At 66.0% G+C, this 20,558-nt stretch carries 19 protein-coding genes, 1 tRNA gene and 1 pseudogene; 12 read left to right on the top strand and 9 right to left on the bottom strand.

Annotated features, from left to right (window positions below; genetic code table 11):
* Window positions 1-20 precede the first annotated feature (20 nt).
* Window positions 21-1,157, top strand: a complete 1,137-nt coding sequence (locus BM449_RS02555; protein WP_071801890.1) for a sirohydrochlorin chelatase — start codon at window positions 21-23, stop codon at window positions 1,155-1,157.
* Between the two features lie 315 nt (window positions 1,158-1,472).
* The gene (locus BM449_RS15305) at window positions 1,473-1,724 is read left to right on the top strand and encodes a DUF2811 domain-containing protein (RefSeq protein ID WP_071799943.1); all 252 of its coding nucleotides are present in this window, start codon (window positions 1,473-1,475) and stop codon (window positions 1,722-1,724) included.
* 137 nt (window positions 1,725-1,861) lie between these two features.
* Here the strand turns inward: BM449_RS15305 and BM449_RS02565 are convergent, their stop codons facing one another.
* From BM449_RS02565 to BM449_RS02590, 6 genes and pseudogenes are all read right to left on the bottom strand, one after another.
* Complete coding sequence (locus BM449_RS02565) at window positions 1,862-3,487, bottom strand: GMC family oxidoreductase (RefSeq protein ID WP_255448075.1); 1,626 nt, start codon at window positions 3,485-3,487, stop codon at window positions 1,862-1,864.
* Window positions 3,488-4,092: 605 nt separating this feature from the next.
* Window positions 4,093-4,169, bottom strand: a tRNA-Met gene (locus tag BM449_RS02570).
* A gap of 16 nt (window positions 4,170-4,185) precedes the next feature.
* The gene (locus BM449_RS02575; protein ID WP_071799945.1) at window positions 4,186-5,157 is read right to left on the bottom strand and encodes an asparaginase; all 972 of its coding nucleotides are present in this window, start codon (window positions 5,155-5,157) and stop codon (window positions 4,186-4,188) included.
* Window positions 5,158-5,178: 21 nt separating this feature from the next.
* Complete coding sequence (locus tag BM449_RS02580) at window positions 5,179-5,682, bottom strand: CGLD27 family protein (RefSeq protein ID WP_071799946.1); 504 nt, start codon at window positions 5,680-5,682, stop codon at window positions 5,179-5,181.
* Window positions 5,683-5,719: 37 nt separating this feature from the next.
* Window positions 5,720-6,070 (bottom strand): annotated as a pseudogene (gene rsfS / locus BM449_RS02585) (ribosome silencing factor); the annotation flags it as partial.
* On the bottom strand, window positions 6,063-6,698 hold the full coding sequence (locus BM449_RS02590; protein WP_071801891.1) for a DUF3318 domain-containing protein: 636 nt from the start codon (window positions 6,696-6,698) through the stop codon (window positions 6,063-6,065). The gene BM449_RS02590 and the pseudogene rsfS, both read right to left, overlap by 8 nt.
* Before the next feature lie 116 nt (window positions 6,699-6,814).
* Here BM449_RS02590 and carB point away from each other — a divergent pair, with 116 nt between their 5' ends.
* Together carB and BM449_RS02600 are read left to right on the top strand one after the other, a co-directional pair.
* Entirely contained in the window at window positions 6,815-10,165 is a 3,351-nt protein-coding gene (gene carB, locus BM449_RS02595; RefSeq protein ID WP_071799947.1) for a carbamoyl-phosphate synthase large subunit, read from the top strand.
* A gap of 28 nt (window positions 10,166-10,193) precedes the next feature.
* Complete coding sequence (locus BM449_RS02600) at window positions 10,194-10,880, top strand: DUF3386 domain-containing protein (protein WP_071799948.1); 687 nt, start codon at window positions 10,194-10,196, stop codon at window positions 10,878-10,880.
* 66 nt (window positions 10,881-10,946) lie between these two features.
* Here the strand turns inward: BM449_RS02600 and BM449_RS02605 are convergent, their stop codons facing one another.
* Together BM449_RS02605 and BM449_RS02610 are read right to left on the bottom strand one after the other, a co-directional pair.
* Window positions 10,947-11,177 (bottom strand): DUF6447 family protein, encoded by a 231-nt coding sequence (locus tag BM449_RS02605; RefSeq protein ID WP_071799949.1) that lies wholly within the window; start codon window positions 11,175-11,177, stop codon window positions 10,947-10,949.
* A 45-nt stretch (window positions 11,178-11,222) separates the two neighbouring features.
* Window positions 11,223-12,962, bottom strand: a complete 1,740-nt coding sequence (locus tag BM449_RS02610) for an ABC transporter ATP-binding protein (RefSeq protein WP_071799950.1) — start codon at window positions 12,960-12,962, stop codon at window positions 11,223-11,225.
* A gap of 50 nt (window positions 12,963-13,012) precedes the next feature.
* On the opposite strand from BM449_RS02610, the gene BM449_RS02615 reads away from it, so the two are divergent.
* Both BM449_RS02615 and tpiA read left to right on the top strand, forming a co-directional pair.
* Window positions 13,013-13,198: an RNA-binding S4 domain-containing protein gene (locus tag BM449_RS02615; protein WP_071799951.1), complete on the top strand. Its 186-nt coding sequence runs from the start codon at window positions 13,013-13,015 to the stop codon at window positions 13,196-13,198.
* 31 nt (window positions 13,199-13,229) lie between these two features.
* On the top strand, window positions 13,230-13,970 hold the full coding sequence (gene tpiA / locus BM449_RS02620) for a triose-phosphate isomerase (RefSeq protein ID WP_071801892.1): 741 nt from the start codon (window positions 13,230-13,232) through the stop codon (window positions 13,968-13,970).
* Here the strand turns inward: tpiA and BM449_RS02625 are convergent.
* Window positions 13,946-14,206: a hypothetical protein gene (locus tag BM449_RS02625; protein WP_071799952.1), complete on the bottom strand. Its 261-nt coding sequence runs from the start codon at window positions 14,204-14,206 to the stop codon at window positions 13,946-13,948. The two genes, tpiA and BM449_RS02625, sit on opposite strands and share 25 nt — an antisense overlap.
* Between BM449_RS02625 and BM449_RS14390 the strand changes: the two genes are divergently transcribed.
* The 6 genes from BM449_RS14390 to BM449_RS02650 are packed head-to-tail and all read left to right on the top strand — an operon-like array spanning window position 14,199 to window position 20,291.
* Window positions 14,199-14,435, top strand: a complete 237-nt coding sequence (locus BM449_RS14390; RefSeq protein ID WP_233830996.1) for a pentapeptide repeat-containing protein — start codon at window positions 14,199-14,201, stop codon at window positions 14,433-14,435. The two genes, BM449_RS02625 and BM449_RS14390, sit on opposite strands and share 8 nt — an antisense overlap.
* Entirely contained in the window at window positions 14,426-15,565 is a 1,140-nt protein-coding gene (locus BM449_RS02630) for an HlyD family efflux transporter periplasmic adaptor subunit (protein WP_083544355.1), read from the top strand. The genes BM449_RS14390 and BM449_RS02630 overlap by 10 nt, the downstream gene beginning before the upstream one ends.
* Entirely contained in the window at window positions 15,543-17,489 is a 1,947-nt protein-coding gene (locus BM449_RS02635; RefSeq protein WP_071799954.1) for an ATP-binding cassette domain-containing protein, read from the top strand. The genes BM449_RS02630 and BM449_RS02635 overlap by 23 nt, the downstream gene beginning before the upstream one ends.
* On the top strand, window positions 17,486-18,613 hold the full coding sequence (locus BM449_RS02640; RefSeq protein ID WP_071799955.1) for an ABC transporter permease: 1,128 nt from the start codon (window positions 17,486-17,488) through the stop codon (window positions 18,611-18,613). The genes BM449_RS02635 and BM449_RS02640 overlap by 4 nt, the downstream gene beginning before the upstream one ends.
* On the top strand, window positions 18,610-19,746 hold the full coding sequence (locus BM449_RS02645) for an ABC transporter permease (protein WP_233830998.1): 1,137 nt from the start codon (window positions 18,610-18,612) through the stop codon (window positions 19,744-19,746). Before BM449_RS02640 ends, BM449_RS02645 begins: the two co-directional genes overlap by 4 nt.
* Window positions 19,747-19,787: 41 nt before the next feature.
* Entirely contained in the window at window positions 19,788-20,291 is a 504-nt protein-coding gene (locus BM449_RS02650) for a cation transporter (protein WP_071799956.1), read from the top strand.
* Window positions 20,292-20,558: the final 267 nt, after the last annotated feature.

The raw sequence follows: 20,558 nt of genomic DNA on the forward strand, positions 1-20,558 counted from the left end.
CCATGCAGGCAGATCCGCCCATGGTTTCTTCTTCGCTTCTCTCCTCCGCAGGATCTGGCTCCAGGATCGGTGTGCTGATCTGTGGCCACGGCAGCCGCAACCGACTCGCTGTCGATGAGTTCGCCCGGCTGGCCACCGGGCTGCGCCAGCGCCTGCCCCAGGTACCGGTGGAATACGGCTACCTGGAATTCGCCCGGCCGATCCTGCGCGACGGCCTCGAAAGCCTGCGCCAGCAAGGCGTGGACCAGGTGCTGGCGGTGCCCGGGATGCTGTTCGCCGCCGGCCACGCCAAGAACGACATCCCCTCCGTTCTCAACACCTACACGGCTGAAACCGGCCTGCGCATCGACTATGGCCGCGAACTGGGCATCGATCTCAAAATGATCCAGGCGGCCGCCGCCAGGATCCGTGACGCCCTCGTGCCCGCCGCTCAGACGCTCCCGTCTTTGCACGACACCCTGCTGGTGGTGGTGGGGCGGGGCTCTTCGGACCCGGATGCCAACTCGAACGTCAGCAAGGTGACCCGGATGCTGGTAGAAGGCATGGGCTTCGGCTGGGGGGAAACGCTGTATTCGGGGGTCACTTTCCCGCTGGTGGAACCGGGTCTGCGCCATGCCGTGAAGCTGGGCTTCAAGCGGGTGGTGGTGTTCCCCTATTTCCTGTTCTCCGGCGTGCTGGTCAGCCGCATCCGCCACCACACCGAGCGGGTGGCGGCCGACCATCCAGACATCACCTTCCTTGCGGCCTCCTACCTCGGCGATCACCCCCTGGTGATAGACACCTTCCAGGAACGGGTGGAGGAGGTGGTGCGGGGCGACACGCAGATGAACTGTTCGCTCTGCAAGTACCGCGCTGAGGTGCTGGGCTTCGAGACCGAGGTGGGAGCGCCCCAGCGCAGCCACCACCACCACGTGGAGGGGCTGATCGAAGGCTGCACCCTCTGCGAGCGCGAATGCACCGGGGCCTGCCAGCCCGACGGCGTGCCGATCCCCCTGGGGCATCAGGCCCACAGCCACGGCCACGGTCCTGACCACAGCCATGACCATGGCCACGCTCCCTACCCCCAGGCTGACCATCCGCTGGGCCCACGCAGCCTTGGCTCCAGCGGCTCAGCCGTCTCGACTCCAGGCGAGTCCCAGGAGACAAGCAACCGATAGGTTCTGCTGATCAATCAACGATTTCCCCAGCCGAAGCAGGTTTTCCCCAGCGAAAGCATGGTTTTTCCACAGGTTGAGCGGCGGGAACCGGCTTGATAGCGAGACATCTGGGGATTGTGATGAATTCATCCCCAGGAACTTGACAGCAGCGTGCCATCGCTTTTTCCAATCGACGCCGGCGGCAGGGACAGCCAAAAAACGAGCGAGCGGTTGGCTGTCTCATCCCAACGCCCGGTGGGTTTGGCTGGGATTGGTCGCTTTGACGCCAGGCCATGGTCTGTGGCTTGCTAGGCACGAACGACGCAGGACTGGCAGTTGGGCAACGGTTCAGATCAGGGCCATCGGCACGACGACATCACAGGCAACGAGCTGGTCTCCCTCGAGGCCGAAATTCCCGAGGTGCTCTTCGATGGGATGCGGGAGTTCATTCGCAGGCACCCCCACTGGGACCAATACCGGCTGGTCAGCTCCGCTCTGGCCTGCTTCCTGTTTCAGAACGGCTGCACAGACCGCAACGTCACCCAGCACTACCTCAACGGTCTGTTCCTGCGCCAGGAAGCCAGCTGAGGGGCACAAAAAAAGCGGAATCATGATTGATTCCGCTTTGGTTTCTCCCTTGCCCGACCCTGTGAAAGGTCGCCCCCAGATTGTGCGGCTGGCTCCTTAGAGGCGTTGTGGTCGTTGACACCAGTCGCCCGCTCCCGTCAGGAGCCGCGCACAAGATCGTGAGCCGCCCGTTCACAGGCTCTCCAGGTGATCGCCATCTCCGTGAGGGTGGGGCTCTGCCAACCCGAACTGGGCCAGCAGGCCCCATCGGTGAGCAGCAGGTTGGGGGCCCGCCAGCAGCGGTTCCAGGGGTCGAGCACCCCGTCCTCCGGCCGCTTCGCCATGCGGGCACCGCCCAGTTCATGGATGTAGTAGCCGGGTGGAAGCGCCTCGTTGGACACGGCCAGGTTGCGGCGCAGCAGCGGCTCGGCCAGGGGGATCAAGAAAAGGTCTTCAAGGGGTCGGATCTGCCCCCCCGCGGCTGTCACCACCTCCCCCATCCGCTGCTGCATGTGGGCCACCAGCCGCCGTTCGTTTTCGCCCCAGTGGCAGTCGATGTGGGCGGTGGGCAGCCCCCAGGCATCCACCTGATCGGTGTTCAACGTGAGGCGGTTGTGAGCTTCGGGGAGCACCTCGCCAAGACCGCTGAGGAAGCCCACCGCTTCGCTGCGGCGCCGTTTCAGCGGCCCGGGCGGGTCGAAGCGTTGCAGCCCCGCCCAGATTCCATAGCCGCGCAGAAACGGCAGCGCGCCCCCATCGCCGAGGTTCACGGTGTTGGGGATGAAAACGCTGCCAGCAGCGGAGAGTTCGGCGGCTTGGCGGGGGGCTGGCTGGTCCGGGATCGCGAAAAAGCGGCAGCTGGAGATGTGATCCATCAAGTAGCGCCCCAGGCAGCCGGAGGGGTCCTCCACCCCACCGCTCTGGTGGTCGGCGCCGGAGTGCAGCAGGATCCGAACCGATTCGAGGGTGGAGGCGCAGAGCACAACCAGGGCCGCCGGGGCGCGCCGCCGGCGGCCGCTGAGCCGTTCAACAAACACCACGCCATCGGCACGGCCGCTGCGGCGATCACAGCTGACATGGCTCACCACCGCGTTGCTGCGCAGGGTCACCCGGCCGGTGGCGAGGGCCCGGCCCAGGGCACCGGCCTGGGAGCTGGAGGAGGGCCAGGGCTGCTGCCCATCGCCGCGGTTGCCAAGGGCGAACCCACGGGAATGGATCAGGGGGAGGCCGAGATCCTTACCGATCGCCTGGCCCAGGTGCCGCTCCGCCGGGGTGTAAGGCAGCGGCGGCAGAAACTCCCCATCAGGAAGCTGGGGCAAGCCATCACGCTGGCCATGCACGCCCAGCAGCCGCTCCAGGCGGCCGTAATAGGGCGCCAGGTCTTGGTTTTCGATCGGCCAGCAGGGGCCGTGCCCATCGCGGGCAGCCGCCTTGAACTCGTAGTCGGAGAGCCGCAGGGTGATCCCTCCCCAGGTGAGGCTGCGGCCACCCACCTGCCGGCCACGGCTCCAGACAAAGGGCCTCGCTTCGGGGGTGGTGTAGGGGTTCTGGAGCTCGTCGACGTAGAGATCGGGGTTGGTTTTCCAGTAGCCAGGGTGCTGGGCCTGGAGCCGTTGCCGACCGCTGCTGAGCTTGCTGAGCCGGCGCAGGCTGTTGAGCGGCTCACTGCCGAAGGCCTGGGATGGGCTGAGATTGGGGCCGGCTTCGAGCACCAGCACCCGTAGGCCCGCCTCCGCCAGCACCATCGCCGCGACCCCACCGGTGGCACCGGAGCCCACCACCACCGCATCGAATCCATCGAGTTCGCCTGGGGAGGAGGAGGTCGGTGCGATGGGACAAGGTCGCCGGAGGCGAGAGGCTAAACCAGTGGCAGCAACGAAGGCAGACGCCTGGAGCAGGCCAGGGGTGCGGCCGGCCGCACAGAGATCAACAACAGAGAAACAACGCAGAGAACAACTGAGCCACTAGCAAACAACCAGCAAGAATAAAACAGCCATCAAGAATCAAACAGCGCTAAGTATCAAAAGGCGTCGAGAATCAAGCAGCTGTCAAGCACGAAGCCAACAACAAAGATTTAACGTCCGCCAGAAACGAAGCCGCTGATGGATCAATAGTCCAATTTAAATCATTCTCAGGTTCGGGATTTTCAGCTTCAGTCCATGAATCGCTGGTTATTGCGTTGCCCTCAAAGACAACCCGATTGCTGCGGCGCCAGCACCAATCAGAGATCGAAGAGGCCAAGTGCCATTCCAGGCAAGCCATCTAGAAAGGCATTCCAGTCAGCCCATCTAGGCAAGCCTTCCAGTCATGCCAACTCGATCACGCTGAGCATCAGCCGCCCAGCATCAAAAAACCCCCAGATGCTGAACCAGCATCTGGGGGTTTGAAGTGGTGGCGGGGAGGAGATTTGAACTCCTGACCTTCGGGTTATGAGCCCGACGAGCTACCAGACTGCTCTACCCCGCGCCGCTCTGGAATCTTATCAGTCGAAGCGCAGCTCCCCTTGCACCGCCAGCTCCAGACCCAGGCCAGGCGATAGGAACTGCTGGCCGAGTTCTTCCAGTGCGAGCGGGGTGAGCCAGTCAAGTTGCTTGAGCAGATGCAGCGCCACGGCCTGTTTGGCCCGGCTGGCGCCGTCTTCCACCTTGATCGCCAGGCCCAGGCCCTCGCCCATCCGGGCCAGACACTGAATCCCCTCGGCGCCACCCTTGCTGACAACAAGACCGTGGCTGCGGCGCATCAGCTCGGTGTCGAAGCGGCCTTCGCCCGCCACAAGCTCAGGGTGCGCCAGCATCGCCCGGCTCAGCCGCTCCAGCTCAGGCTGCTCGGAAGCCCCCAGGTGGGCGAACAGCAGAGCCATCTGGGCGAGCTGCATCTGCAGGGTGGGGGCGCCACAGTCATCGCGAGCGGCGACCAACTCCGCCCCGGGCAGGCCCAGCAACTCACCCACTTGCTTGAGCAACTGCTGCTGCAGGGGGTGGTCGGTCTGCAGGTAAGACTCCAGCGCCCAGTTCATCCGCCGGCAGGTGGCTAGAAAGGCGGCATGTTTTCCCGAGCAGTTGTGCTCCAGGGGGCTGGCGCCTGGTCGGGGCTGTGGGCACTGCAGCCGTTCAGCCTCCAGATCGGCACTCCAGAGAATCTTGAAGGCTTCGCGGGCCTGGGCGGGGGTGCCGGTATGGGAGGAGCAGGCGATCGCCAGGCCCCGATCACCGCTGCCGGTCTGGTCGGCGGCGCCGCTGCTCACGAACATCTGGGCCTGGAAGGGCTTAAGGGCCGAGCGCACGAAGCTCAGCTGCTGGGGGTCACCCGCCCGCATTAATACCCGCCCGCGCTGGTCGCAGACCACCGCATGCACCCGGTGCACCGACTCGGCAATGCCGTTCCTGAGCAGCAGCACCTCCAGGGGAGGAACCCCAGGGCGTTGGGGTGAGCTGAAGCTGGAGGGCAGGGTCATCGCCACATCGTCAGTGCTTTTTCAAAGAGCCTGGCAGAGCCCGGTACCGAGCAGAATTAAGCCCGCGGCCAGCCCCAGTCCCAGTTCAAGCCGCGCCAGCACGGGACGGACTTCATGCAGGGCCACCAGCAGATCCTGCTGGCGCCACGCCAGGGGCTTCTCCCACACCTGGCCGTCATACCAACCGGATTCTTCGTACTCCACCCGCTCAGATCGCAGGCGCCTGTGCACGTAGCTCCAACCCAGCCATTGACGCAGCAACAAAAACACCGCCGGCAGCACGGCGAAGACGGCAGCCACCAAAACGAGCCGGGGAAGGTTGTGACGCAGGGGCCAGCTGCCACTGGCAATCAACAGAGAGAGCGGCAGGCTGATCAGCCAACACCAGGCCAGGGGGCGGATCAGGCCAGAAGCCTTGACTGCCGGCCAGGTGAAAAACCAGGACGCACAGAGTTGGCGGTACTCCTCAAGGGGCCGCTGGTTCGTCGGCACCGGACAGGGTGGGGACGGGCAGGCCTGATCCATGGGGGCGCAACGGCGGAATCTCGTCGGGCGGGAAGGAGCTTGAGCTTAAGAACGGCACCTGTTCGCCGTGCCCCCAGAACGCTTCGAGGTCGTAATACTCACGATCGCGGGCGCTGAGCACATGGACGATCAATTCGCCGTAGTCGAGCAGAACCCAGTGGCCTTCACGCTGACCCTCCTTGCCGCGGGGCAGGCGGGTGGCTTCAAGCTCCAGACGGTCTTCGACCGAGCGGGCAATCGCCCGCACCTGAACATCGGAGAGGCCGGAGCAGATCACGAACCAGTCGGCCAGTGACGACACCTCATCCACCCGGATCAGGCAAATATCCACGGCCTTGCGGTCGTCGCAGGCCTCGGCAGCCAGCCGGGCGAGCTGATCACTATCCATAGACGTTCTCACTGGTGACGGACTGGCGACTTCCCTGCTGTTGGGCCATTTCGGCACGCGCTTTCTCCGCACTCTTGCGCAGGGCTTCGAGGCGGTCTTCGTAGAAGGAGCGTTTGCGTTTCTTGCGGGTCTGTTCCACCCGCTCTTTCAGGGCGCCACCCAGGCTCTTGTAAGCGTTGGGCAGGCTGTAGCCGAAGCGGGTGGCCAGGGAAATGGCCCGCTCGTCGGCGGCAATGGCGTCCTGCAAGCGCTTCTCAGAGTTGTTCTTGAGATACAGCCGGTAGCCGGCAAATCCCGAGAGGCCCATGGCCATCATCAGCAACAGGCCGTCCTGCACCCAGAGCTCACCGATCGCACCGCCCAGGCCGATCGCCAGGGCGGCCATCTCCCAACCGTCACGGGGCACCGCATCGTTCTGCACCCGGCCCACCTCGTGCCAGAAGAGCAGGTTGCGGTGATCGAGGGCCAGCTGATCCCACTGATCGAGATCCACCTGGATCTCCACCTCATCGCGACCAATCTCTTCGATCGAGATCAAGGCAGGATCGGCAGAGGCGGCGGCTTCCACAAACACCCAGCTCTGCATCTCCGGAGGGAGGAGCCCCTTCAGGCGCTGGAGTTCGCTCATGAAACCGGCGGACATCGTTTCGATCCTGCATATTAGCGAGATCGGCCGCCAGCGAAGGGCAGCAGAACCATCGGGGTGCGTGAGAGGCTAAGCCCGTTTGGCCCCTCACCCATCCCATGCCCCGACGGTCGGATCTGCGTCGCATCCTGCTGCTGGGTTCAGGGCCGATCGTGATCGGCCAGGCCTGCGAATTCGATTATTCCGGCACCCAGGCCTGCAAGGCACTGCGGGATGAGGGTTTCGAGGTGGTGTTGGTGAACTCCAACCCGGCTTCGATCATGACCGATCCGGAGATGGCGGATCGCACCTACATCGAACCGCTCACCCCCGACGTGGTGCGGCAGGTGATCGAACTGGAGCGCCCCGATGCCCTGCTGCCCACCATGGGCGGCCAGACCGCCCTGAACCTGGCGGTGGCCCTGGCCGAAGACGGCACCCTTGAGCGCTTCGGTGTCGAGCTGATCGGCGCCAACCTGCAGGCGATCCAGAAGGCGGAAGACCGGCGCCTGTTCAAGGAGGCGATGGAGCGCATCGGCGTGGCGGTGTGTCCGTCCGGCATCGCCTCCTCGCTGGAGGAAGCCGAGCGGGTGGGCGAAGAGATCGGCACCTACCCCCGCATCATCCGGCCGGCCTTCACCCTCGGCGGCTCCGGTGGCGGCATCGCCTACAACCCCGAAGAATTCCAGGCCTTCTGCAAGAGCGGCTTAGAGGCCAGCCCGGTCAGCCAGATCCTGATCGAGCGCTCGCTGATCGGCTGGAAGGAGTTCGAGCTGGAGGTGATGCGTGATCTCGCCGACAACGTGGTGATCATCTGCAGCATCGAGAATCTCGATCCGATGGGGGTACACACGGGCGATTCGATCACCGTGGCGCCGGCCCAGACCCTCACCGACCGCGAATACCAGCGCCTGCGTGACCAGTCGATCGCGATCATCCGCGAGATCGGCGTTGAAACCGGCGGCAGCAACATCCAGTTCGCGATCAACCCCGCCAATGGCGATGTGGTGGTGATCGAGATGAACCCTCGGGTGAGCCGCTCCTCGGCGCTGGCCTCAAAGGCCACTGGCTTCCCGATCGCCAAGATCGCCGCCCGCCTGGCGGTGGGGTACACCCTCGACGAAATCCTCAACGACATCACCGGCGCCACCCCGGCCTGCTTCGAGCCCACGATCGACTATGTGGTCACCAAGATTCCGCGCTTCGCCTTCGAGAAGTTCCGCGGGTCGCCTGCGGTGCTGAGCACCTCGATGAAGTCGGTGGGGGAGGCGATGGCCATCGGCCGCTGCTTCGAGGAATCGTTCCAGAAAGCCGTGCGCTCGCTCGAAACCGGCCATGCCGGCTGGGGCTGTGACCGCCCCGATGAACCCCTGGAGCCCAGCGACCTGGAGCGGATGCTGCGCACCCCTGCCCCGGATCGCATCTTCGCGGTGCGCGCCGCGATGGTGGCCGGCCGCAGCGACGCCGACATCCACCGGCTGAGCGCCATTGATCCCTGGTTCCTCGCCAAGCTCAGGCGGCTGATCGAGGCCGAAAACCGCCTGCTGCACGGACGGACCCTGGAGCAGCTCGCGGCAGCGGAGCTGCTGGAGCTGAAGCAACTGGGCTTCTCCGATCGCCAGATCGCCTGGGCCACCAGCAGCGACGAGCTGAGCGTGCGGATCCGGCGCCAGGCCCTCGGGGTGAACGCCGTGTTCAAGACGGTGGACACCTGCGCCGCCGAGTTCGAATCCAGCACCCCGTATCACTACGCCACCTATGAGCGACCCCTGGAACGGCTGACGGGCGCTGGTCAGATCGAGCAGCTGCCAGCGCAAGACGAAGTGAGGCAGGAGAAACGGCGCAAGGTGATGATCCTCGGCGGCGGTCCCAACCGGATCGGCCAGGGGATCGAGTTCGACTACTGCTGCTGCCACGCCTCGTTTGCCCTGCGCGGCGACGGCTTCGCCACGGTGATGGTGAACAGCAACCCGGAAACCGTCTCCACCGACTACGACACCAGCGACCGCCTCTACTTCGAGCCGCTCACCCTCGAGGACGTGCTCAATGTCATCGAAGCGGAGCGACCTGAAGGGGTGATCGTCCAGTTCGGCGGCCAGACACCGCTCAAGCTCGCCCTGCCCCTGCTGCGCTGGCTGGCCACGCCGGAGGGGCTGGCCACCGGCACCAGGCTGTGGGGCACCTCACCTGAATCGATCGACCAGGCCGAAGACCGCGAGCAGTTCGAGGCGATCCTGCGCCGGCTGGAGATCCGCCAGCCCCGCAACGGCCTGGCCAGAACCGCTGACGAAGCCAGGGCGGTGGCGGCGGCCGTGGGCTACCCCGTTGTCGTGCGTCCCAGCTACGTGCTGGGCGGCCGCGCCATGGAAGTGGTCTTCGATGAAACCGAACTCAACCGCTACATGGTGGAGGCCGTGTCGGTGGAGCCCGACCATCCGGTGCTGATCGACCAGTACCTGCAGAACGCGATCGAGGTGGATGTCGATGCCCTCGCCGACCGGGAAGGCCGGGTGGTGATCGGCGGGCTGATGGAGCACATCGAGCCGGCAGGCATCCATTCCGGCGATTCGGCCTGCTGCCTGCCGGCGGTGTCGCTCGGTGCCGGAGCGCTGGCCACGATCCGGCAGTGGTCCAGGGAGCTGGCCCTCGCCCTCCAGGTAACCGGCCTGATCAACCTGCAATTTGCGGTCCAGCTCGATGCCGAGGGGCGCGAGCAGGTGTTCATCATCGAGGCCAATCCCCGCGCCTCACGCACGGTGCCGTTCGTGGCCAAGGCCACCGGCGTGCCGCTGGCCAAGATCGCCAGCCTGCTGATGGCCGGCCACACCCTCGCTGAGCTGGGTCTCACCGAGGAGCCCAAGCCGCCGCTGCAGAACGTCAAGGAGGCGGTGCTGCCGTTCAAGCGCTTCCCCGGCGCTGACACCCTGCTGGGCCCGGAGATGCGCTCCACCGGCGAGGTGATGGGCAGCGCCGCCGGCTTCGGCATGGCCTATGCCAAGGCCGAGATCGCCGCCGGCGATGGGCTGCCCACCACTGGCACGGTGTTTCTCTCCACCCACGACCGCGACAAGCCTTCGCTGTTGCCGGTGGCCCGGCGCCTCGCTGAGCTGGGCTTCGCCCTGATCGCCACCAGCGGCACCGCCCTGGCCCTGCAGGAAGCCGGGCTGGAGGTGGAGCCCATCCTCAAGGTTCATGAGGGGCGGCCGAACATTGAAGATGCGATTCGCTCGGCCCGCATCCAGCTGATCATCAACACCCCGATCGGGCGGCAAGCGGCCTTCGACGACGGATACCTGCGCCGCGCCGCCCTCGACTATGCCGTTCCGACGGTGACCACCCTGGCCGGTGCTCGGGCGGCAGTCGAAGCGATTGCCACCCTGCAGAGCGAGCCGCTCACCCTCTCGGCGCTGCAGGACATCCATCCGGCTCTGGGACTGGGGAAACACAGGCCAAGCCTCCAGGCTCCCTAAGATCGCATCCATCTCTGATTCGATTGTTTTGACCATCTCCGCCCCCGCCAGCACCGCCCCAGGCACCGACCTGCGCGAGCTCTTCCAGGCGGCCTACCAGAACCGCTACACCTGGGAACCGGGCTTTGGCGGCTACGCGGGCCGTTGCGTCTGGGAGCAGGAGGGCCAGCGCGCCGAAGGCCGTTTCATGGTGGGCGCCGACCTCAAGGCGAACGTGGAGGGCATCGACGACGAGACCATCAGCAAAGCGGTGGGCTCCCAGCTCTGGGAGGTCTGCATCCACCGGGTGCGCCGCAGCTTCGAGCAGACCCACGGCGCCAACACCTTCACCGCCGGTGACACCAATGAGGTGGGCGTTGAGGTGATCGTGGGCGGCAAGAACAGCGGCGATCGCTATCGCATCGCTAACGATGTGGTGACGATGGTGCACCGCCACATCCACGGCACGGTGGTGACGATCTACACCGGCAGCACCACCGACACTGGTGCCGGCTACCTCAGCCACACCTACAGCAGCCTCTACACCGACCCCGCCAGCGGCGCGGCCAAAGGTGGCAAGAGCAGCTTCACCGACACCTTCGTGCCACTCGGCGGCCAGGGCCCCTGGGTGCTGAGCGAACGGGTGATCGCCACCGAGGCCTTCAGCGGAGCCGATGGTGAAAGCCAGCCGGCCAGCCGTCAGACCTTCCGTTTCGAAGAGCTCACGGCCCATTGAGCCCGCTGGCTTGAATCCCCAACGGTTGCTTCACGAAAGGTGGCTGAATTAGCCTTCAGCCGCCATTCAGCCGCCTTCGGGAAGCGCCGTGATGCCCTTGAGGCGTTCGTTGAGCTGGAACGCCATCGACTGCCGCCCAACCGCCAGCACCTTGAGGGTGTCTTCGTGGAAACGCAACTGGGCATCCGCCACCTGCATGCCACGCACCAGTTCCTTCACATCGTCTGGAAGGGTGTTGAGGTCGTAGCGCTTGCCCTCGAAGGTGAGCACCGGCGGGAGGGAAGCAGGATTGGTCAAGGCAGTAGCAAGCGAGGTGAGTGAACGTTACGGCCCGCCTGGCCCTCAGGCCGCGACCCGGATCAGCTGTCGATTGCAGAGTTCACGGTAACGGCCGTCGCGGGCCATCAACTGGTCGTGGCTGCCCTGCTCAACGATGCCACCGGCCTCGAGCACCAGGATCTGGTCGGCTCCCTGCACGGTGGCGAGGCGATGGGCAATCACCAGCACGGTGCGACCAGCCATCGCTTGCTCCAGGCCCTGTTGCACCGCCTGCTCGGATTCAGCATCGAGGGCGCTGGTGGCCTCATCGAGCAGCAGCACGGCCGGGTTGCCGAGCACGGCCCGGGCAATCGCCAGCCGTTGCAGTTGACCGCCGGAAAAATTGCTGCCCCGCTCCTCGATCCGGGCCGCGTAGCCACCCGGCAGGGCTTCGATGAAGTCAGCGGCATTGGCCAGCCGTGCTGCCTGGCGCACCTGCTCGCTGCTGGCTGGACGTCCGAAGCGGATCGCCTCTGCCACCGTTCCGGAGAACACGGAGCTCTGCTGGGGCACCAGGGCGATGGCACGGCGCAGATCGGCGGCGCGCAGGCCGGCCAGGTCCTGGCCGTCGAGCAGCACCCGACCGCGCTGGGCGGTGTTGAAGCGCAGCAACAGGGAAAAGAGGGTGCTCTTGCCGGCTCCCGACGGCCCCACCAAGGCGACGAGCTGGCCAGGGGCCGCTGTGAGCTGGAGGTTGCGCAACACCGGTTTGGTCGGGTCGTAGCCGAACCAGACGCCCTCCAGGCGCAGCTCCCCACGCACCGAGCCCAGCGGCCTGGCATCGATCGGATCGGGAGTTTCCACGGCCTCCGCTTCAATCGCCCGTAGGCGCCGCAGCGAGGCCTGACCCTGCTGAAACTCGTTGTAGTTGGTGGTGAGGTGGGAGATCGGATCGATCAGCATCAGCAGGGCCGCCACATAACTGCTGAACCCCTGGCTGTCGAGGCCTCCGGCCTGGATCCGCGAGGCGCCGATCAGCAGCACCGAGAGGATGCCGGCCGCTTCGATGAAGCCCACCACGGGGTGTTGCAGGGCCAGCAGCTTGAGGGTGCGGTAGCGGGCACGGCGGTGCAGGTCGATCTCCTGCTCGAAGCGTTGCTGCAACCAGGGTTCAGCGGCGTAGGCGCGCACCAGCGGCAGACCGCTGATCGCTTCGCCCAGCAGCCCCGCCAGTTCACTCACCTGTTTCTGGCTGCGTTCGGCAGCGGCCATCACCCGGGCACCGAAGGCACTCACCAAGACCGCCACCAGCGGGGCCAGCAGCAAGGTGGCCATCGACAGCTTCCAATCCAGGAAGACCATGTAGCCGAAGACCACCACCAGCTGCAGCAGGCTCGGGGTGCTGTCTTGGATGGTTTTGTAGATCACTTCACCGACCCGGTCGGCGTCCTCGGTGAGGCGATAGGTGAGATCGCCGGCCGAGAGCTTCTCGAGCGCGCCGAATTCCAGCTTCTGCAGGCGGGCGAACAACTGGCTGCGCAGGGCCTGGCTGACCTGCAGGGCCGGGGAGGCCAGCAGGGTGTCCTGGCCGAACTGGGCCAGTTTCTGCAGCAGAAACACCGCCAGGGCCTGCAGGATCACCCGCAGCACGGTGGGGAAATCGCCGGCACCGATCGCCGGGATCAGCTGACCGGCCAGCCAGGCCAGCAGGGGCCAGCAGGCCACAAACACCAGCATGCAAACCCCTCCGGCCCAGAGCCGGCGGCGATGGGGCTTCAGCAGCGGCAACAGACCACGGAAGCCGGCCGGGGAGGGTGCGAGCATCGGCAGACCTTATCAGCGCTGTTTCAGTGCCCCCGCCTGCGGCTGAACCCATGCGCCTGGATCAATTCCTCAAATGGCAAGGGCTCGTGGCCACAGGCGGCGAGGCGAAGTTTCGGGTGCAACAGGGGGAGGTCCAGGTCAATGGGGACGTGGAGCTGCGCCGGGGCCGCCAGCTCACCCCGGGCGACAGGGTGACGTTCGGGCGCCACAACCTGGAGGTTCCTGCCTCCACCTAAGTTGGCCATCGCTCCACTGGTAAGGGTTCCTGTGCATAAAGCGGTGATCGCCGGCAACTGGAAGATGCACATGACCTGCGCGCAGGCCCGGGCCTACGCCCAGGCGTTCGCACCTCTGGTGGCACACATCCCCGGCGACCGGGACGTGGTGCTGGCCCCCCCGTTCACCGCGATCGAGGCGCTCAGCCAGGCGCTCTCCGGCAGTGGGGTGAAGCTCTCCAGCCAGAACGTTCACTGGGACAGCGGCGGGGCCTACACCGCTGAAATTTCAGCTGAAATGCTCCTGGAGCTCGGCGTGTCCTACGCGATCGTGGGCCACAGCGAACCCCGCAAATTCCACTGCGAAAGCGACGAGCAGATCAACCTGCGGGCCCGCAATGCCCAGGCCGCCGGCCTGATTCCGATCGTCTGCGTGGGCGAAACCGAGGCCCAGCGAGAAGCCAGCGAAACCGAGCGGGTGATTCGCCGCCAGGTGGAGCAAAGCCTGGAGGATCTCGATGCCACCCATCTGGTGGTGGCCTACGAGCCGATCTGGGCGATCGGCACCGGCAAGACCTGCGGCGCCGAGGAGGCCAACCGCATCTGCGGCCTGATCCGCGGCTGGGTGGGCCATCCCGAGGTGGTCGTGCAGTACGGCGGATCGGTCAAACCCGACAACATCGACCTGCTGATGGCCCAATCCGACATCGACGGGGTGCTGGTGGGTGGCGCCTCGCTGGAGCCAGCCAGCTTCGCCCGCATCGCCAATTACCAGGTGGCCGTGAGCGCCTGAATACCGTGCGCTTGGCCTGGGGCCAACAACCGTCCGAGTTCGGGGCGCTCTGCCTGAAACAGACGCCTGGGGAGTTCCTTGAACAGCAGGAAACCCGAGAACTGCGACACGCAGGAGCTCACCAGAGTGTTCTCGTCGGCCTGCTTCTCCTCGGGGCTGAGGTCTTGGAGACGGTTCAGCGGCACCTTGCGATCAAAGTGGCCGCGGTTGAATTCGCTCTCCATTTCGTTGAGCACCGCCTCGAAGGCCGGGCGCTGGCCGTTGGGGTCGTTGCATGCCGCCTTCCCGATCTCGATGGAGCAGAAGCGGCGTGAGCAGGTCCTCGCGCAGTTGCGCGGGGCTAGCTTGCGCGAAGATTGTCTCTACGGCACCAACCTGCGCAACGCCGATCTGACCGCTGCCGATCTCAGCGGCGCCTGCCTGGTGGACGCTCGCCTGCCTGTCGGTCCCAAGGGATGCGGCTGAAGCTGCTGATTGGTGGTGGGGTGATCCTCGCGGTGGCTGGACTGGCGGGCTGGCTGTGGCTGGGGCGATCCAGCGGCGGCCCTTTGAAGCTGAGTGGACGCATCGAGGGCTACGAAACGGATCTCGGGGCCAGGATCGGCGGCCGTGTGGCTGAGGTCACGGTTCGCGAGGGGGAGCGCGTCAAGGCCGGGCAGCTGCTGGTTCGCCTCGATGACGAGGAGGTGCGCGCCCGCCTGCGCGGCGCCCAGGCGCGGCTGGCTTCCTCCCGCCAGCAGTTGAGCCAGGACCGCTCTCAGATCGATGTGGTCGACAGCCAGATCCGCGAATCCCGCCTGACCGTGGCCCAGGCCGAGCAGGACAACCTGGGCCGGGTGGTGCAGGCCAAGGCCTACCTGGCCAGCGCCGAAGCCCAGCTGGCCCAGGCCCAGGCCCAGCAACGGCTGGCCAAGGTCACCCTGGGGCGCACGGACTCGTTGGTGCGGCAGGGTGCCGCTTCGCGCCAGTCGCTGGATCAAGACCGCACCGCCCTCGAAACCGCCGAAGCCGTGGTGACCGCCCAGCAGCGCCAGGTGGAGGCGGCCCGCGGCGCCCTGGCGCTGGCCGCCTCCACCGGTCTCAATCCCTCCATCCGCGCGGCCCAGCTGCAGGCCCTGGGTGACCAGCGCCAGCGCGCCCTCTCCCGGGTGCTGGCCGCAGAGAGTGATGTGCGCAGTGCCCAGGCGGCGGAGCAGCAGGTGAAAGCGGAAGCCGCTTACTTGAGCATCCGCTCGCCCCTGGCCGCCGTGGTGATCTCCCGCAGCGTCGAGCCTGGTGCGGTGGTGGCCAGCGGCCGCATCCTGCTCACCCTGCTCGATCCCGCCACGGTGTACTTGCGCGGCTTCATTCCCCAGGGGGATCTCGGCCGGGTGCGCCTGGGGCAACGGGCCCGGATCTTCCTGGATTCCGATCCCAGCCAACCGCTGGCAGCCCGAGTGGTGGAGGTTGATGCCCAGGCCTCCTTCACTCCCGAGACCATCTATTTCCAGCGCGACCGGGTGCGCCAGGTGTTCGGTCTCAAGCTGGCGATCGACAACCCGGCCGGTAACGCCAAACCGGGCATGCCCGCCGATGCCGAAATCCTCACCCCCTGATCCCGCCGCCGCCACCGCTGTGGTGGTGAGCGTGGTGGGGCTGCACAAGCGCTACGGCAGCCGCCCGGCTGTGGCCGGTCTGGAATTCAGCGTGCGGGCCGGGGAAATCTTCGGGCTGATCGGTCCCGATGGCGCCGGCAAAACCAGCACGTTTCACATCCTCGCTGGGGTGATCGAGCCCAGTGATGGCCAGGTGCGGGTGCTGGGCCGGCCGCCCCACGAGGCCCGTGAGCGGATTGGCTACCTGACCCAGCAGTTCTCCCAGTACCCCGACCTCAGTGTTGAGGAGAACCTGCGCTATGTGGCCGGCCTGCGGCTGGTGCCCACCGAGCTCTGGCGGGAGCGGCGCGGCTCCCTGCTCAGACGCCTGGGTCTGGAGCCCTTCGCCGATCGTCTGGCCAGCCAGCTCTCCGGTGGCATGAAGCAGAAGCTGGCCCTCTGCTGCGCCCTGATCGACAGACCCCAGCTGTTGCTGCTCGATGAACCCACCACTGGAGTGGATCCGGTGTCGCGCCGCGACTTCTGGGACGTGCTCACCACCCTGGCGGAGGAGGGGGTCACGATCGTGGTGGCCACCCCTGATCTGGTGGAGGCCGAGCGCTGCCACCGCATCGCCCTTGTGCAGCAGGGGCGCCTCGAGAGCCTGGGCAGCCCGGCTGAGCTGAAACGGGAGCTGGGCCTGAGCCGGCTGGAGCTGCGGGGGGCTGCGCCGGTGGCGGCTGAACCGCTGCTGCGCGGTGGCGCGATCGTTGACGTGCAGACCTTTGGCGATCGGCTCGATCTGCTGGTGAACGATGCGGCCGCGGGCGAAGCCCAGGTGCGAGAGCTGTTTCGCCAGGAGGGTTTGCCGCTGCAGGAGCTGCGCCGCAGCAGCCCAACACTTGAGAATGTGGTCGTGATCCGCCAGCGCCGCCAGGCCGGGGAGCTGCCGCTGCTGCCCTTCCCCCAGCCCCAGGCCGTGCGCCGCCACCGCTCCGATCTCGCCATTGACGCCCGCAACCTGAGCCGCCGTTTCGGGAACTTCGAGGCCGTGCGGCAGCTGACGCTGGAGATTCGCTACGGCGAGATCTTCGGTCTGCTGGGGGCCAATGGTGCGGGCAAGACCACCACGATCAAGATGCTCTGCGGTCTGCTGGCCCCCAGCTCCGGCCAGATCGTGCTGGCGGGGGAGTCGGAGCAGCTGCGGGGGCCGGATCTGCTGCGGCGGATCGGCTACATGAGCCAGAAATTCACCCTCTACGACGATCTCTCGATCCGCGAGAACCTGGAGTTCTACGCCGGGGTCTATGGCATTCCCGGCCCCCTGCGCCAACCGCGCATCGACTGGGTGATTGCCAGCTGCGGCCTCCAGGGCCAGGAGCAGATGCTCACCGCGCGGCTGCCCGGCGGTTGGAAGCAGCGGGTGGCCTTCGGTGCGGCAGTGCTGCACGATCCGGAGGTGCTCTTTCTCGATGAGCCCACCTCCGGGGTGGATCCCCTGGCGCGGCGCCAGTTCTGGAGCCTGATCAACGACTTCGCCCGCCGCGGCACTGCCATCTTGGTGACCACCCACTACCTGGAGGAAGCGGAGCAGTGCAACCGGCTCTGCTTCATGGTGGCCGGCGAAAATGTGATCGAAGGCAGCCCCGAAGCGATCAAGGCTGCCCAGCCGGGTCAGGTGCTGGAGCTGGTGTTGCCGCCGGATCAGCTCCAGCGCGCCACCCTGCTGCTGCGCCGCCACTGGCAGTCGTGGCGGGTGAGCCGTTTCGGGGATCGGCTGCATCTGGTGCTGGATGATCCCGAACGGGAGATCGAGACGCTGCGGCCGCTGCTGGCCCAGGCGCAACTCAGCCTGGAGGAGCTGCGCCCGGTGCCCCAGTCGCTTGAGGATGCCTTCATCGGCACGGTGCAGCGGGCCCAGGCGCCAGAGAAGGAGCAAGCGTGAAGCGAATCCTGGCCCAGTGCCGCAAGGAGCTGCTGCAGTTCCGCCGCGACCGGCTCACCCTGGGGCTGGCGTTTCTGCTGCCGCTGCTCACCCTGCTCATTTTCGGTTTCGCCATTCGCCTCGAAACCAAGGTGATCCCGATCGTGGTTCAAGACTTCGATCGCAGTCCGCTCAGCGCCGCCTACACCGATCGCCTCTTCGCCACCGACCAGTTCAAGGCCGCTCCCTGGCTGGGCAGCGGCGACCCGGTGGCCGCTGCGATCGATCGGGGCCTGGCCAAGGCGGCGGTGATCATCCCGCCGGAATTCAGCCGCCGCATCAAGGCCGGTCAGGCGGTGGAGGTGCAGGTGCTGGTGGATGGCACCGACGCCAACAACGCCCGGGTGATCCGCAACAGCATCCAGGGCATCACGGCCTTCTTTCTCTCAGAGAAGGAGCTGCTCAACAATCCGCCGCCGGTGCGGGCGCTGACGCGGCTGTGGTTCAACCCCGGCCGTAAGGAGTCGCTTTACATCGTGCCGGGGGTTTATGCCGTGGTGCTCTGGATCTTTCCCTCTCTGCTGGCCGCTATCGCCATGGTGAAAGAGAAAGACAAGGGCACAATTTTGCAGGTCTATGCCTCGGGGATCCGCCCATCGGAGCTGCTGCTGGGTAAGTCCCTGGCCTACCTGCTGGTGGGGGTGAGTGTGGCTGTGGTGGTGATGGGGCTGGGCGGTCTGATCTTCCAACTCAGCTTCGCGGGCGACCCAACACCGCTGCTGGTGGGCACCACGCTGTATCTGGCGGCGGCGGTGCTGTTCGGGTTGTTACTGGGGGTGCGCAGCGCTAACCAGAATTCGGCGGTGCAGGGGGTGTCGCTGCTGGGTTTTCTCTCGGCCCTGCTGCTCTCGGGCTTCATTTATCCGCTCAGCAATATTCCGCCGCCGCTGTCGCTGGTGTCGGCCTTGATCCCAGCGCGATATTTCATCGTGATCAGCCGTGATGCCTTTGTCAGGGGAACGGGCTGGGCCGGTGTCTGGCTGGATGTGCTGATGATCCTGGCCCTCGGGGCGCTGCTCTACGTGGCCACGTTGCGCTCGCTGGGCTCCCTGCAGCTGGCCGATGGCGGCGAGGGTGGGTCGTGAGGATCCTGCGTCACTGGTGGCGGGTGCTCTCGGTCAGCCGCTTCTGGGCCCTGGTGCGCAAGGAGGTTCAGCAGATCCTGCGCGACCGGCAGCTGATCAAGTTGCTGATCATTCCGCCCACGTTGCAGCTGCTGATCTACGGCTTTGCCCTCAACCCCGAGGTGCACAACCTCAAACTGGGGGTGGTTGATTACGCGCAGGTTGCGGCCAGCCGGGAGCTGGTGTCGGCCCTCACCGCCAACCGCATCTTTCTGGCTTCCTCCTATCCCCGCAGTGAGCGGGAGCTGGCCCAGCAGGTGGAGCGCGGCGAGCTCACCGCCGGCCTGGTGATCCCACCGAACTTCAGCAGGCGGCTGGCGGTTGGCGACACCGCCGAGGTGCAGGTGTTCATCGATGGCGTCGACGCCAACAGCGCCGGCATTGCCAACGGTTACATCCAGCAGATCCTGCGCCGCTTTCGCCCGGAGCCGGGGGCATTGCCGCCCAGCGCGCCGGTGCGTACCCAGGTGAGCTTTCTCTACAACCCCGGCCTTACCAGCAGTTGGTTCTTTGTGCCGGGGGTGATCGGCATCGTGCTCACCTTGATCGCCACGCTGGTGTCGGCGGTGACGCTGGTGCGCGAGAAGGACACCGGCACGCTGGAGCAGCTGCTGATGACCCCAGCTGCGGCCTGGGAGATCTTGATGGCCAAGATCCTGCCTCTGGTGCTGCTGCTGATGGGCGATGTGCTGCTGGCGCTGTTGCTTGGCCGGCTGGTGTTCGGTGTGCCGATCCGCGGCAATCTGCTGCTGCTGTTGACCCTCTCGGGCCTCTATCTGTTTGTGGGGATCGCTGTGGGGATCATGCTCGCCACGGTCTGCCGCTCCCAGCAGCAGGTGATGCTCACGGCCTTCTTCATCACCCTGCCGATGATTCAGACCTCCGGGGCGATTGCTCCGATCGAGAGCATGCCGGCCTTCTTTCAGGTGCTCTCTCTGCTCAACCCCTTGCGCCACTTCATCGCGATCCTGCGCGGGTTGATGCTCAAGGGTGTCGGCCTGGAGGCCCTCTGGCCCCATGCCTTGGCCCTGCTGGTGATGGCGCCGCTGCTGATGGCGATCAGCGTGTCGCGCTTTCGCAGCCAACTGAGCTGATCGGCGTCAGTTTGGCGTCAGACATCGTTTCAGTCCCCGCCATGGCCCCAGCTCCTGCCGACCCTGGAGAGTCCGCCAACCCGGCGGTGGGGTTCGGCTGGGGGGCGGAGCGGCTGAGCACGCGGCCGGCCACACCTCGCTTCACCTATGGCTTCGGCCGCAGCACCCAGCTGGCCTCGCTGGTGAATGCGGTGCTGATCAGCTCCCTGCTGGTGGGGCTCACGGACTGGGGCTGGCTGGACCCGCTCACGGCCATCGGCGTGGGTCTGGCGGTGGCCTGGAGTGGTTGGCAGTTGCTGCGCGATGCGTTGATGGTGGCCCTGCGCTCCCTGTCGGCGGTGGTTGACGTGCATCACCTGCATGTCTGGGCGATGAGCACCTCCCAGAACGCCCTCACGGCCCGCATTATTCGCCAGCCAGCTGGGGGCAACGACATGGAGCTGCTGCATGAGGCCAAACAGCGCCTGGCCCGCATTGGCATCGCCCACAGCACCCTGCAGATGGAGCTACCACCAGCACGCCTGCCGCCGGCAGCCCAACTCTGAGCAACACTCAGATCTGATGTCTTAACGCCAGGGCGCTGGCCTACTCCAGCTTCTGGGCCAGGGTGGTGAGCATCTGATCAAGGTAACGCTCGGGAATCCCTTGGCGACGGGCGATTTCACCGGCCTGGAGCAGGCCATCGCCTCAATGAACATCAGCCAGCTCGATCAGGGCCACCAAGGGGTACTCCGTTTTGGTGCTGAAACTCACTGATCACCGCGTGCCCCCACCATCCTGACAAGGGATCTACGTTTTTTGCGTGGGGTTTG

Origin of the sequence: Synechococcus sp. SynAce01 (assembly GCF_001885215.1) — a bacterium.
Taxonomy (GTDB): Bacteria; Cyanobacteriota; Cyanobacteriia; order PCC-6307; family Cyanobiaceae; genus Regnicoccus; species Regnicoccus frigidus.